This is a genomic window from Atlantibacter hermannii, assembly GCF_009907385.1.
GTDB classification, from domain to species: domain Bacteria; phylum Pseudomonadota; class Gammaproteobacteria; order Enterobacterales; family Enterobacteriaceae; genus Atlantibacter; species Atlantibacter hermannii_A.
Genome location: NZ_JAAATR010000002.1, coordinates 37355 through 50285 on the forward strand (window position 1 = coordinate 37355; position 12931 = coordinate 50285).

Here is a 12931-nt window from a genome sequence, read left to right on the forward strand (position 1 = left end):
TAACAGGCTGATTATGAAAGCTAATAAAGAGTAAGAAAATTTATGTCTTTGGATAGAAATAATGGGTAAATCAGCGATGCGTCCAGGATCTGGCCTGCCGGGAAGATCGCCGGCAGGCCTGCACGTTACGCGGCGCGTTCAATCACCATCAATAATTGCCCCGCCTGTACCTGATTTCCCTGCTGACGCTGGAAAGTGCGGATCGTTCCGCTAACCGGCGCGGTAATCGGGATCTCCATTTTCATCGATTCGAGAATGCCGATCAGTTGGCCTTCTGCGACCTGTTCTCCCGGCTTCACCAGCCACTGCCAGACGCTGCCTGCCACCAGGCTTTCAACACCGCAGCAGCTATCGGGGATAGTGTCGTCGCTGTCGTTTTGCGCGTTGGATTCACTTTCGAAGGTGAATTGCCCGTCGGCGCGCCAGCGTGCCAGTTCCTCATCAAAGGCTTTCTGGCGTTTATCCAGAAAGGCGGCGATATCCGTTGCGTCCTGCTCCAGCATCTGTTGCCAGTCGCTCAGGCTGAACTCGCCCTGTTCGATACGCAAGGGATGGTCGCCCCACGGGAAGCGCTCGCGCAGCGTTAACAACTCTTCATGGCTGACCGGATAGAAGCGGATCTGGTCGAAAAAGCGCAGCAGCCATGGCTGGGTGAAGGCTTCTGTTTTACGATCGCGATTCCACATCTGTACGGTACGGCCCACGAATTGATAGCCGCCAGGCCCTTCCATGCCGTAGACGCACAAATAAGCGCCGCCGATGCCCACCGAGTTTTCCGCCGTCCAGGTGCGCGCCGGATTGTACTTCGTGGTCACCAGACGGTGACGCGGATCGACCGGCGTGGCGACGGGCGCGCCGAGATAGACATCTCCCAGGCCCATCACCAGATACGAGGCGTTAAACACAATCTCTTTGACCTGCTCGACGCTATCCAGCCCGTTGATGCGACGAATAAATTCGATATTACTCGGGCACCACGGCGCGCCGGGGCGCACCGACTGGGTGTAGCGGGTAATCGCCTCGCGGCAGGCGGCGTCGTCCCAGCTGAGCGGCAGCCAGACGGTGCGTGACGGCACGCTGGCGTCACGCAGATCCCGCAACTGGAGATCGGCCTCGCGAACAATGGCGATCAGCGCATCGCGCGGGCACCGCGTCGGATCGAAATGGATCTGCAGGGAGCGGATCCCCGGCGTCATCTCCAGCCGCCCGTCGATCGTCATGGCCTCCAGGTGCTGCATCAGCGCGTGGACGCGAAAGCGCAGGGCGATATCCAGCCGCTGCTCGCCATATTCCACCAGCAGAAAGCGGTCGCCTGCCGCCCGAACGGCAATCGCAGGCATGCCGTCACGGGCGTGGTCCTGCCATAAAATCGGCGAGGGCAGCGCATTGAGCGCCACATCAGCAGAGGCGCTGGCGGTTTGCGTTGTGCGGTCGGCCTCTTCCAGCGTGACCGGCGCAAAGGAAATCGTATCGCCCGCTTTCAGCTGGCCGAGCTTCCACAAATCCTGATGGATCACCGTGGCCGGGCAGACGAACCCGCCCAGCGACGGGCCGTCAGGCCCGAGGATCACCGGCATATCGCCGGTAAAATCCACCGTGCCGAAGGCATAGGCGTTATCGTGGATATTGGACGGATGCATTCCCGCCTCGCCGCCGTCCGGGCGCGCCCAGGTGGGCTTTGGCCCTATCAGACGGATGCCGGTGCGGCTGGAGTTGTAGTGCACCTGCCAGCGGGCCGTGAAAAACGCTTCAATGTCTTGTTCGGTAAAGAATTCCGGCGCGCCATGCGGACCGTAAATCACCCGTAGCTGCCAGTGGCTGGAGATAACCGGATAAGCATCGGCGGCCAGCGTGGCGTCAGGGCGGATCGCCGGTGCGGCAAGATGAATAACATCCCCCGCCCGCAACGCGCGTCCGGCATGGCCGCCGAATTTTCCCAGCGTAAAGGTACTGCGGCTGCCCAGATAATGCGGGCAATCCAGACCACCGGCAATCAGCAGGTAACTGCGGCAGCCCGCGCCCTGTACCGCGCCGAGTTTGAGGATCTGGCCTGCCTGCACGTTTATCACCCGGCGCATCGCGACGGGCGTATCGTCTAACATGGCGTCGATATCCGCGCCGGTCAGCACGATGGAGCATGCCTGATTAACGCGCAGCGTCGGGCCGCGCAGCGTGATTTCCAGCCCGGCGGCGTCGCGTGGGTTGTGGAGCAGCTGGTTGCCCAGCTCAAATGCCAGGCTATCGAACGGGCCGGAGGGCGGGACGCCAACGTCCCAGTAACCCACGCGCCCCGGTAAATCCTGGATCGTGGTCATCGTGCCGCCGCTCAGTACGTCCAGGGTGGCGGGTTGCCAGCTCACGTCGCTTAAAGTGGCGGTAATGACCTTGCCTTCGCGCACCTGCGGCAGCGTCAGCAAATGACGCAGCCATTTCAGGTTAGTTTCGATGCCGTAAAGCCGGGTTTGATCCAGGGCGTTTTGCAACGCCGCTAACGCCTGCGGGCGGCTGTCGGCATGAACAATCACTTTTGCCAGCATCGGATCGTAAAAAGCCGATACCTCGCAGCCGCCGGAGATCCAGCTGTCGATACGCAGTTGCGCCGCCTCCACGCTGTCGGGGAAAACCACTTCGCTGAGCAAACCGGCCACCGGCTGAAAGTTTTTTGCCGGATCTTCCGCGTACAGCCGCACCTGGATGGCGTGGCCGGTTGGCGCAGTCACCAGCGTATCCAGCGCAGGCAACGTTTGTGAGCCCAACTCCACCATCCAACGCACGATATCCACCCCGTAGACCTTCTCGGTGACGCCGTGCTCCACCTGCAGGCGGGTATTCACCTCCAGGAACCAGAACTGTTCAGAGACATCGTCATAGACGTATTCCACGGTGCCGGCGCTGCGATAATTCACTGCCTGGCACAGGCGGATGGCGGTGTCGTGCAGCGCCCGGCGGTTAGCGTCCGAGAGGCGCGGCGCGGGGGTTTCTTCGATCACTTTCTGGTTGCGGCGCTGGGCGGAGCAGTCGCGTTCACCCAGCGCGATAACGTTGCCGTTGCCGTCGCCGAAGACCTGCACTTCAATATGCCGCGCCCTTGCGATAAATTTCTCTAAAAAGACGCCATCGTCGGCGAAATTATTGCCTGCCAGACGTTTTACGCGGGTAAACGCCTCGTCAAGCGCCGCCGCGTCGTCGCAACGCTGCATCCCGATGCCGCCGCCGCCCGCCGTGCTTTTCAGCATCACCGGATACCCGATTTTCTCCGCTGCTTGCTGCGCGGCTTCCGGCGTGGTCAACAGACCGCTACCGGGTAGCAGCGGCACGTGGTTTTGCTCCGCCAGTTCGCGGGCGCGGTGTTTCAGGCCAAAAGCCGCCATTTGCTCGGTTGTCGGACCAAGAAATACCACGCTTTCGCGTTCGCAACGCTCAACAAAGCTGGCGTTTTCACTCAGAAACCCGTAACCCGGATGGACGGCCTGCGCGCCGTGTTCGCGCATGATGGCGAACAGTTTGTCCTGATTGAGATAGGTTTCGCGCACATTGCCGTCACCCAGCGATACGGCGATATCTGCCTGGCGCACGTGCCCGGCGTGTTTATCGGCTTCGGCATACACGGCAAGGGTGGTGATGCCCATCTGTTTGAGGGTGCGGATAATGCGCACTGCAATTGCGCCACGGTTGGCGATAAGGATTCGCGTTAACATAACCGGCTCTCCGGCGGGCAGGTCGTCCTGCGTCATTGATAGCGCTGTGTTGCGGGTCGTCCCGCAGCGCCGGATCACCACACCGTGACGGCAATGGGGGTCGGGTTATACCCGTTGCAAGGATTGTTGAGCTGCGGACAGTTGGAGATCAGCACCAGAACGTTCATTTTGGCGACCAGTTCGACGTACTTTCCCGGCGCGGAGATGCCATCAGCGAAGCACAACCCACCGTCCTGAGTGACCGGCACATTCATAAAAAAATTGATGTTGTGGGTGATATCGCGGCGCGTCAGGCCGAACGCCGGATGTTCGGCAATCGCCAGCATCCACGAGTCGCGGCAGGCGTGCATATGGCGCTTTTCCAGGTCGTAGCGCACAGTGTTGCTTTCGGTGGCGCAGGCGCCGCCCAGGGTATCGTGGCGGCCACAGGTATCCGCGACGATTTCCAGCATCGGACGGTCGTCGCTGGAGCGCAGCACCGTGCCGGTGGTCAAAAAGACGTTGCCCTGGCCGCGTACCGTGTCCGACATGCTGTAGCGTTCCGCGATGTCATCGGCATTGAAAAACAGCGTATCCGCCGCCTGATTGCCTTCCAGATCGGTAATGCGCAGAGTTTGCCCTTCGGTGATCTTATACAGCCAGTAATCCCCGGCCTTAACGGTGGCGCGATAGACCGCATCCGCCGGGTTACGCGCGCTTTCAGTCAGCATAAACAGGCTCCTTCACTGAGATGATAGAGATGGTTATTACACAGCCCGCGCTGGTTTTCGGCGCGTTCAAGGCAGTGAGCGGGAAGGGGTTTGCGCTCGCCGTCGATGCGGATGCCCAGCGGCTGGCGCGGGTATGCCGTTGCGTTGCTCAGCGGATGCGGGCAGGTATGTAACACAACCAGCGTATCCATCGCGAAACGCAGGGTGACGCTCGCGCCCGCTGCGCCCTGGCGTACCAGCGCCAGTCTGCCGTCATCGTGAGCGGCGACGTGGGCGAACAGGTTCAGGCAGGCCGCCATATCGCGTTTGCCAAGGCCGTATTTCGCCAGCTCCACCAGAAAGCTGTCGTAACCGTTCTGGTGGCGATCGTTACGCGCCTGCTGGTAATCGCTCGCGCCGAACTGTTTTTCTGTGAGCGCCGCGTTGGCAGTGCCGCAGACCGACTCATGCCAGCCGAAGCTGTCCTGTTCGATGCCGCAAAAAATCCGTCCCATATCGGAATAGAGACAGTGGCCCGCCGTCAGCCGAAAGGTGTGCTGGCACTTCAGGGTATCGGGGGCGTTATAGCGCTCCAGCAGGTTTTCCGGGTTGTAAAACAGCACGCCTGCGTTGACCCCGCCCGCCAGATCGGTCAGGGTCAGGGCGGTGCCCTGGCGCATCATCAGCGACCAGTGGCTGCCCGCCGGTAATTGGGTTTGATAAGCGTTCATCATGGCTCCTTGTTAATGGCCAAACAGCGCGGCGGGCTGTTCGGCGAGGGGATAGGGCGCGTGAGGGAACAGCGGCGTGACGCTGCCTGCGGGTTTACGATCCAGCGGAATGTCGTAAGTGATGCTCGCGCCATACGCTTCCGGCGCCTGCGGATCGTGGCGCACTTTGTCGAACACCCACAGCCGCGAGCCCAGCGAGAATCCCTCTTTCAAATCGTGGGTGATCATAAAAATGGTCAGCTTGTGGCGTTCCCAGAGCGAGCTGATCAGCACATGCATTTCCGCGCGAATGCCGGGGTCCAGCGCACCGAACGGCTCATCGAGCAGCAGAATACGCGGCTGTTTCATCAGGGCCTGCGCCAGCGCCAGGCGCTGCTGCATCCCGCCGGAAAGCTGATGCGGATATTTATCCTGCGCGCCCAGCAATCCGACCTGTTTCAGCATCACCCGCGCCTGCTCGCGGATAGCGGCGCGCTTGCGCCCCCAGACGCGGCCCAGCCAGCGCGCCTGGCTGAACTCTTCCGCCAGCATCACGTTTTCAATCACCGTCAGATGCGGAAATACCGAGTAGCGCTGGAACACGATGCCGCGCTGGGCGTCGGGCTCCTGGGTCAGCGGCTGGCCGTCGAGCAAAAAAGTGCCCCTGGAGGGCGATTCGGTGCCGAGCAGCATTTTCAGAAAGGTGGTTTTACCGCAGCCGGACGCACCGACGATGGTGATAAATTCCCCCTCTTCAACGCTGACGTTCAGCCGCTCCAGCACCACCTGGCTGTCGTACTCTTTTCCGACGTTTTTCAGTTCTAATAAAGACATAGCGGCTCCTCAGCGGGCGTAGTACCAGGGGAAACAACGACGGTTCACGACGCGCAGCAGCAAATCGAGGGCGAAGGCGAGCAGGGTGATCCACGCGACGTAGGGCAAAATCACGTCCATCGCCATATAGCGGCGCATCAGGAAGATGCGATAGCCCAGCCCTTCGGTAGCGGCGATGGCTTCCGCAGCAATTAAAAACAGCCACGCCGAGCACAGCGACAGGCGCACGGCGTCAATCAGGCGCGGCAACAGCTGCGGCAGAAACACCCGCCACAGGATTTGCCCGCTGTGCCCGCCCAGCGTCTGGGCTTTGATCAGCTGTTCATGAGGGATCGCCATCGCCTGAAGCTGCAAATCGCGGATGATAAACGGCGTAATGCCAATCACGATCAGCACGACTTTCGACACTTCCCCCAGGCCAAAGCAGATAAACAAAATCGGCAGTATGGCCAGCGGCGGGATCAGCGCCAGGGTGGTGATCAGCGGCGACAAAAAGGCGCGCACCGCAGGCAATGCCCCGCAAAACAGGCCGAAAGTCAGGGCGATCATCGCGCTGAGCGCCGCGCCGCTCAGCAGACGCAGCAGGCTGGCGGCGGTGTCGGTCCACAACAGATATTCCCCGGTGCGCGGGCTGGGGGTAAACGCCATCCGGTCGATGGCGCTGAACATGGCGTCAAAACCGGGCAGCAGTTTATCGGCGCTGTTGGCCGCCAGCCGCGCGTCGGAGGCGATCAGGTAAACAAACAGCATCGCCAGTAGCGGAAGGGCGCCCAGCAGCACCCGGCTCATCGGCTGCGGTTGTAGGTTGATGATTTTGCGCATGGGACGCCTCCGTGGTTACAGTTGGTTGTTGGCCGCCAGGCGGACAAACTCGTCGCTAAAACGTAATTTGACGTTCTGGCTGTCGCCCCAGACGCCCGCCGGCGTTTCAATGCCTACCACGTCAGCGGACGGCGCGGCTTCGCCCAGCAAACCGTGGTTAAAAGAGAACTCCGCGACTTTCTGCATGGTGGTTTTCAACTGCGGGCTACTGGTGAAAGCCAGCGCCAGCTGTGGCGTGGTGAACAGGTGGGTGGCGGCTAATTGCGCGTCGAAGCCCGCCAGGTTAGTGCCCGCCGCTTCCCCCATTTGGGTGCGCGCCGCTTTGGCGGTTTCGCCATCGCCCTGCATGGTTTGCAGGGTTTCGAACCACGCGCCGGTCAGCGCTTTGCCCAGTTCGGGGTGTTTTTTCAGGGTGGCGGTATTCACCACCAGCAGGTCGAGGATCTCGCCGGGAATTTGCGCCGAAGTGAAAAGCGTTTTCGCGCCCGGCTGCTTTTGCGCTTCCGCCAGCAACGGGTTCCAGGTCACGATGGTTTTGACGTCTGGCGTGGTAAAGGCCGACACCAAATCCGCATCCGCCGTGTTGACCACCCTGATGTCTTTTTCGCTAAGGCCCGCGGTTTCCAGCGCCCGCGCCAGCAGGTAGTGGGAAACGGAAAGTTCCACCAGATTCACCGGCTGGCCTTTCAGCGCCGCGACGCTGTCGGCGGATTTGGTCAGGATGCCGTCGTTGCCGTTGGAGTAGTCGCCGATAATCAGCGCCGTGGAATCCACGCCGCCGCTGGCGGGCAGGGTCAGCGCATCCATATTGGTCATGGTGCAGCCGTCAAATCCGCCGGCGGTGTACTGGTTGACGGATTCGATATAGTCGTTAACCTGCACAAACTGGATATCGATGTTGTATTTGTCGGCCCATTTTTTGATGATGCCGCTCTGTTGGGCGTAATCCCAGGGCATCCATCCGGCATAAATCGACCAGCAGAGTTTGAAAGCGGGTTTCGCCGCTGCGGCGGTGGCGCTAAACAGGATCAGCGCGGCGAGCAGAATTCCTTTATGGCAGGCTTTAAGCATGATGGTTCCTCTGACGTTGACGGAATAAGCAGGAGGGCGCGAGCCAGTCGCGTATCCTCCCGGGCTTTTGTCCCGCCGTGTAACCGCCAGAGGGCGGTCGATCGCTCTCGGACCAGCGTCTTGCGACCGGAACCCTAGCGATCCATTTCCAGATTGTCTGGCGACGGCGGCGTACCGCCTGTCCCCCCTGCACAGTCATCAGAGCAAGATGAATGCCAGTTTCGGTAAATCGTTAAAAAACGTTTGCAGTACAACGGGCTGCACGCTTTTACACTCACCACGGGTTAAAAACCGCTGCGTCATGGCGGTGCAAGGCAGGTTCAGACGGCGCACCGCCATGAAGCAACGGGCAAAGAGTTTGTGTTATGGGGGTATCATGCAGGGCGTGACTGCACTATCCTTGTCAACGTTGAAGGCATACGGGTTGTCGTGTGCATATTTTGGGTGAAGGAGTTTAAAGATGGCGACAGGTAAGTCCTGCTCTCGCTGGTTTGCGCCTTTGGCGGCGTTACTGATGGTGGTCAGCCTGAGCGGTTGCTTCGATAAAGAGGGCGATCAACGCAAAGCGTTTATCGATTTTCTGCAAAACACGGTGATGCGCAGCGGCGAACGTTTGCCGACGCTGACGGCGGATCAGAAAAAACAATTCGGGCCGTTTGTCTCGGATTACGCCATTATTTATGGCTATTCCCAACAGGTTAATCAGGCTATGGATGCCGGTATTCGTCCGGTGGTCGATAGTGTTAACGCCATCCGCGTTCCGCAGGATTACATGGCTCAAAGCAACCCGCTGCGGCAGGCTAACGGCTCGCTGGGCGTGCTGAGCCAGCAGTTGCAGAATGCGAAAATGCAGGCCGACAGTTCAAAAGCGTCTTTGAAGCAAGCGGATGATTTGAAACCGGTATACGACAAAGCTTATGAAAAGGTCGTCACCAATCCGGCGAATACGCTGCAACCGTTGATCCCGGCGGCACAGACCTTTACCCAGCAGTTGGTGCAGGTGGGCGATTTCATCAGCCAGCAGGGGACTCAGGTGAGCTTTGTGGCGAACGGGATCCAGTTCCCAACGTCCCAGCAGGCAAGCCAGTACAACCAGCTGATTGGGCCGTTGGCCGCGCAGCATCAGGCGTTTAACCAGGCTTATTCCGCCGTGGTTAACTCGCTGCAGTAATCCCCGCGCTTCCTCGCGTTACAGACGTGAGGAAGCTTTTTTTTGCCCCAGGATCGAAACTGGTGTGCATTTCCTGTCGCTTTGTGCCTATTTAACCGGCACAGGTTTCATTCCCGCGCCCCGCTTGTTATAACTTTGCCACTGGAAGTAATAAAAAAACGCACCTCTACCCTAACAAAAGCGTAAGGACATCCCATGTCTGAAATTCGGCAACGCACCGTGGAAAATATGCAAAAGTTTTCCAGAGCGATGATCGGGGCAGTATTATTTTTACCGGTAATCGGATTAATTCTCGCACTCAGTTCAGTATTAACCAATCCCTCTCTGATCCCTGAAAACAGCGTTATTCATAATATCGGCCAGCTGTTAGGTGATACTTTCTGGCCGCTGTTTGGAAATTTAGGTTTATTATTTTGCGTGGGGATAAGCTACGGCCTGGCAAAAGATAAAAAAACCGAAGTCGCCCTGGTGGCGGTGATGTGCTTTATTATGTTTTTGGGCGCGAACCACTCCTGGCTGGAATTAACCCATCAGGTTGCGGAAACCATCAACGGCGAATATTACGGCACCGGGCAAACGCGGTTGCTGGGTTTTGTCGTGGTGGATATGGGGGTATTTCTCGGCATTATCCTGGGCTGCACTATTGCGTGGGTTCACAATAAAGTGTCGCAGATTGAATTACCCGGCGCGCTTTCCATGTATGGCGGGGCGAAATTAACCCTGATTGCCATGACGCCGGTGGTGCTGCTTTACGCCATCGCGTTTACCACCATCTGGCCGGTGATGACTCACGGCATTACCGCGCTGACCGGCTTTATGAAAAACGCCGGTGTGGCGGGCGTGTTCGTCTACGGCTTCTTTGAAAAATTCCTGATCCCGACTGGCCTGCATCACTTTGTCTGGTCGCCCTTCCAGTTAACCCAGATTGGCGGCACCCTTACGGTGGACGGGCAGACAGTATCCGGCACTCAGGCGATTTTCCTGGCCTATATGCGCCACCCGGATTTAACGCCGATAATGAACGACGCGCTGCGTTTCTCTCAGCAGGGGATGACCACCATCTTTGGCTTGTCCGGCGCGGCGCTGGCGTTCTATCACACTGCCAGCCCGGCGAAAAAACAGATGGCGAAGGCGATACTCTTACCGGCGATCATTACCTCTATTTTGACCGGTATTACCGAGCCGATTGAATTTACCTTCCTGTTTGTTTCTCCGCTGCTGTGGGTGATCCACGCCACATTAACGGCGGCGTCCCAGGCGATTTGCGATCTGTTTAGTGTTCGTCCGTGGGGCGCGTCCGGGTTAATTGAATTTGTGATCTATAACCTGCCGCTACCGGTGGCTTTAACCCGCTGGCCGTTATATATCGTGATCGGCATTGGGCAGTTCGCCGCCTATTACGTCATATTCCGTACCCTGGTGGTGAAACTGAATCTGAAAACACCGGGCCGCGAAGATGACGATGAAGTGAAGCTGTACAGCAAGCAGGATTACCAGGCGAAGAATAAGCAAAAAAATAAAGATGTCACCGACGAGATTATTAAAGGCCTGGGTGGCCGGGAAAATATTCTCTCAGTCGATAACTGCTTTACCCGCTTGCGCGTGGAAGTAAAAGATTTAACACAGGTTAATGACGCCATTCTTAAATCGACCGGGGCTAACGGCGTCGTGCGAAATAATAATGAAGTGCAGGTTATTTATGGCGTGAGAGTAGGGCAGATCCGCTCACGAGTGGACCTCTGGCTCGCGCAAACACCAACCGGGAGTAACGTATGAAATTAGCAGTATTAGGTGGCGGCGGCGTTCGCTCGGCATTTCTGGCCAAGTCTCTGGCGTACAATGCCCATCGCATCAATCTTAAAGAAGTCGTTTTCCTGGACAGCTCGGAACAGAACCTGGCGCTGTTTGGCGAACTGGCGCGCTATGTGTTTACCACCATTCGCCCGGATATTGACTTCAAACTGACGCGCGATCCGCTGGTGGCGCTGAAAGACGCCAATTATATCATTACCACCTTGCGCGTCGGCGGTGATGAAAGCCGCATTCGCGACGAGCGTATCGCGCTGAATTTCAACACGCTCGGCCAGGAAACCACCGGCGCAGGCGGTTTTGCCATGGCATTGCGCTCGGTGCCCGCCATTCTGGAATACTGCCGTCTGATTGAAGAGCATGCGGCCAGCGACGCGATCCTGTTTAACTTTACCAACCCGTCCGGGCTGGTAACGGAAGCGATTGTGAAATCCGGCTTTACGCGCCGCGTTTACGGCATTTGCGATGCGCCGTCGGAGCTGATCCGCGAATTACCGGCGCTGCTCGGCTGTGAAGAGCGCGATCTGCGCGTGGAATGCTACGGCCTGAACCACTTCTCCTGGTTTACCAACATCACGGTAAACGGCGAGTCGGTGACAGAAAAACTGGTCGCTATGCCGGAACTGTATACCCGCACCGCCATGCAGTATTTCTCGCCGGAGCTGGTGCGCCTGTGTGACAACCAGTTACTGAACGAATACCTCTATTACTACTACTACAAAGAAGAAGCGCTGGCGGCTATTCAGGCATCCGGCGAGACGCGCGGCGAGCAGATCGCCCGCATCAACCGCGAAATGCGTGAAGAGCTGTCGGGCATTGATGTTAAAGCCGAGCCGCAACGCGCCTTCGGCGTATGGATGAAGCACTATTTACGCCGTGAAAACAGCTACATGCAGAATGAGTCGCAGCAGGAGAAATTCCACACCAGGGAGCCTCTTACGCTGCAGCAGTTCATCGAAGAGCCGGATACCGGCGGCTATGCGGGCGTGGCGCTGGATATCCTCGAAGCGGTCAACAGCAAAGAAACCAAGCGCATCGTGGTGTCGATCCCCAACAACGGCACTCTGGACTTCCTGCGCCCGGATGATGTGATTGAAATCAGCTGCGATCTGAGCAAAGACGGGCTGAAGCCGGTCACGCCAGCTCATGTGCCGCAGGCGCAGAAGAACATGATTGCCTGTGTGAAAGAGTACGAGCGGCTGGGCGTGGAGGCGATCCTCACCGGCGATCGCAGCCTGGCGGTGCGGGCGCTGATGGCGCATCCGCTGATCGGCTCATGGAGCCTGGCGGAAAAACTGGTTCATGCCTACATCGATGAACCGAACAAAGCCTGATAATAAAGGGGCGTTAAGCCCCTTTCGTTTTCTGGTTAAACCACAGCTTTAACAGATGTTCAAAACCTAAAATGCAGTAGCCGAAAAACGGATTGGACCAGTAAATATCATCATCATATTTTTGCGGGTCGTGAATAATAAACGCGGTATCCGCCTGGGTTGCCAGCGGGCTTTGGTAATCCCCGGTAAAGCAGACGATATTGATATTTTTATTCTCCAGCGCGTTTAGCCAGTTTAATGCCGAACTGCTGCGTCCGGATTTGGATATTATCCAGATAGAATCGAATCTGGCGGCGGTCTTTTGTTCAAGAATTTCATAATCTGGCCAGAGCGCCAGGCTGGCATTCACGCCGGTGACCAGGAATTTATTATAAATATACTGGGCGATAAGCTGAGAAAACCCGCTGCCGTGAATGAGGATTTTTTCGTGGCTCAGGCCATGAAGCAGCGTATCCAGTGACGCGACGGGCTGGATGTTCATAAAATCGACATCATTGGTCACATCCCGGCGCGGCATTGTGATGTTGAATTTGATGAAATAAACCATTTCCAGCCAGCCGCTAAATTTTAGCTTTTTAGCCAGCCGGACTAAGGTGGAAGGATTGCTGTAACATTTTTCTGCAACGCTACGCACGCCTTCTTTAAGACACAACTCAGGATTATCCTGAATGGTATTCAGTACCAGTAATTCGGTCCGGGTGAATTTAATATCACGGAATAAATTTTGGATGTCCATTTTGCGCTCCCGATAATTCTTAAAACTTTATCACAAGACGGCGCGGGGCGGCATAAC

10 protein-coding genes and 1 riboswitch are annotated in these 12931 nt (G+C 57.6%); of the genes, 3 read left to right on the forward strand and 7 right to left on the reverse strand.

All coding sequences use genetic code 11. From position 1 onward, the window contains the following. Window positions 1–125: 125 nt before the first annotated feature. The 6 genes from uca to GV764_RS00550 all read right to left on the reverse strand — a co-directional run bounded on the left by uca (window position 126) and on the right by GV764_RS00550 (window position 7824). A complete protein-coding gene (gene uca, locus GV764_RS00525; protein ID WP_161658598.1) occupies window positions 126–3698 on the reverse strand; it encodes an urea carboxylase in 3573 nt (1190 codons plus the stop codon). A 74-nt stretch (window positions 3699–3772) separates the two neighbouring features. Next, complete coding sequence (locus tag GV764_RS00530; protein WP_161658600.1) at window positions 3773–4408, reverse strand: urea amidolyase associated protein UAAP2; 636 nt, start codon at window positions 4406–4408, stop codon at window positions 3773–3775. Beyond that, a complete protein-coding gene (locus GV764_RS00535) occupies window positions 4402–5121 on the reverse strand; it encodes an urea amidolyase associated protein UAAP1 (protein ID WP_161658602.1) in 720 nt (239 codons plus the stop codon). The genes GV764_RS00530 and GV764_RS00535 overlap by 7 nt, the downstream gene beginning before the upstream one ends. A gap of 9 nt (window positions 5122–5130) precedes the next feature. After that, the gene (locus GV764_RS00540; RefSeq protein ID WP_161658604.1) at window positions 5131–5931 is read right to left on the reverse strand and encodes an ABC transporter ATP-binding protein; all 801 of its coding nucleotides are present in this window, start codon (window positions 5929–5931) and stop codon (window positions 5131–5133) included. A gap of 9 nt (window positions 5932–5940) precedes the next feature. Continuing rightward, window positions 5941–6753 (reverse strand): ABC transporter permease, encoded by an 813-nt coding sequence (locus GV764_RS00545; protein ID WP_161658606.1) that lies wholly within the window; start codon window positions 6751–6753, stop codon window positions 5941–5943. Between the two features lie 15 nt (window positions 6754–6768). Beyond that, complete coding sequence (locus GV764_RS00550; protein WP_161658607.1) at window positions 6769–7824, reverse strand: putative urea ABC transporter substrate-binding protein; 1056 nt, start codon at window positions 7822–7824, stop codon at window positions 6769–6771. Between the two features lie 54 nt (window positions 7825–7878). Further along, window positions 7879–7973: riboswitch (guanidine-I (ykkC/yxkD leader) on the reverse strand. 311 nt (window positions 7974–8284) lie between these two features. On the opposite strand from GV764_RS00550, the gene GV764_RS00555 reads away from it, so the two are divergent. From GV764_RS00555 to GV764_RS00565, 3 genes are all read left to right on the forward strand, one after another. Next, the gene (locus GV764_RS00555) at window positions 8285–8995 is read left to right on the forward strand and encodes a DUF3053 domain-containing protein (protein ID WP_161658609.1); all 711 of its coding nucleotides are present in this window, start codon (window positions 8285–8287) and stop codon (window positions 8993–8995) included. Between the two features lie 195 nt (window positions 8996–9190). Continuing rightward, window positions 9191–10771, forward strand: a complete 1581-nt coding sequence (locus GV764_RS00560) for a PTS transporter subunit EIIC (protein WP_161658611.1) — start codon at window positions 9191–9193, stop codon at window positions 10769–10771. Continuing rightward, window positions 10768–12138 (forward strand): family 4 glycosyl hydrolase, encoded by a 1371-nt coding sequence (locus GV764_RS00565; protein WP_161658613.1) that lies wholly within the window; start codon window positions 10768–10770, stop codon window positions 12136–12138. Before GV764_RS00560 ends, GV764_RS00565 begins: the two co-directional genes overlap by 4 nt. Before the next feature lie 13 nt (window positions 12139–12151). Here the strand turns inward: GV764_RS00565 and GV764_RS00570 are convergent, their stop codons facing one another. Then, complete coding sequence (locus GV764_RS00570) at window positions 12152–12874, reverse strand: MurR/RpiR family transcriptional regulator (RefSeq protein WP_161658615.1); 723 nt, start codon at window positions 12872–12874, stop codon at window positions 12152–12154. Window positions 12875–12931 lie beyond the last annotated feature (57 nt).

Excerpts from the sequence above, each read along its gene's own strand:
- GV764_RS00535 (WP_161658602.1), bottom strand. The coding sequence starts at position 5,121 with ATGATGAACGCTTATCAAACCCAATTACCGGCGGGCAGCCACTGGTCG.
- GV764_RS00540 (WP_161658604.1), bottom strand. The coding sequence starts at position 5,931 with ATGTCTTTATTAGAACTGAAAAACGTCGGAAAAGAGTACGACAGCCAG.
- uca (WP_161658598.1), bottom strand. The coding sequence starts at position 3,698 with ATGTTAACGCGAATCCTTATCGCCAACCGTGGCGCAATTGCAGTGCGC.
- GV764_RS00530 (WP_161658600.1), bottom strand. The coding sequence starts at position 4,408 with ATGCTGACTGAAAGCGCGCGTAACCCGGCGGATGCGGTCTATCGCGCC.
- GV764_RS00570 (WP_161658615.1), bottom strand. The coding sequence starts at position 12,874 with ATGGACATCCAAAATTTATTCCGTGATATTAAATTCACCCGGACCGAA.
- GV764_RS00565 (WP_161658613.1), top strand. The coding sequence starts at position 10,768 with ATGAAATTAGCAGTATTAGGTGGCGGCGGCGTTCGCTCGGCATTTCTG.
- GV764_RS00550 (WP_161658607.1), bottom strand. The coding sequence starts at position 7,824 with ATGCTTAAAGCCTGCCATAAAGGAATTCTGCTCGCCGCGCTGATCCTG.
- GV764_RS00560 (WP_161658611.1), top strand. The coding sequence starts at position 9,191 with ATGTCTGAAATTCGGCAACGCACCGTGGAAAATATGCAAAAGTTTTCC.
- GV764_RS00545 (WP_161658606.1), bottom strand. The coding sequence starts at position 6,753 with ATGCGCAAAATCATCAACCTACAACCGCAGCCGATGAGCCGGGTGCTG.
- GV764_RS00555 (WP_161658609.1), top strand. The coding sequence starts at position 8,285 with ATGGCGACAGGTAAGTCCTGCTCTCGCTGGTTTGCGCCTTTGGCGGCG.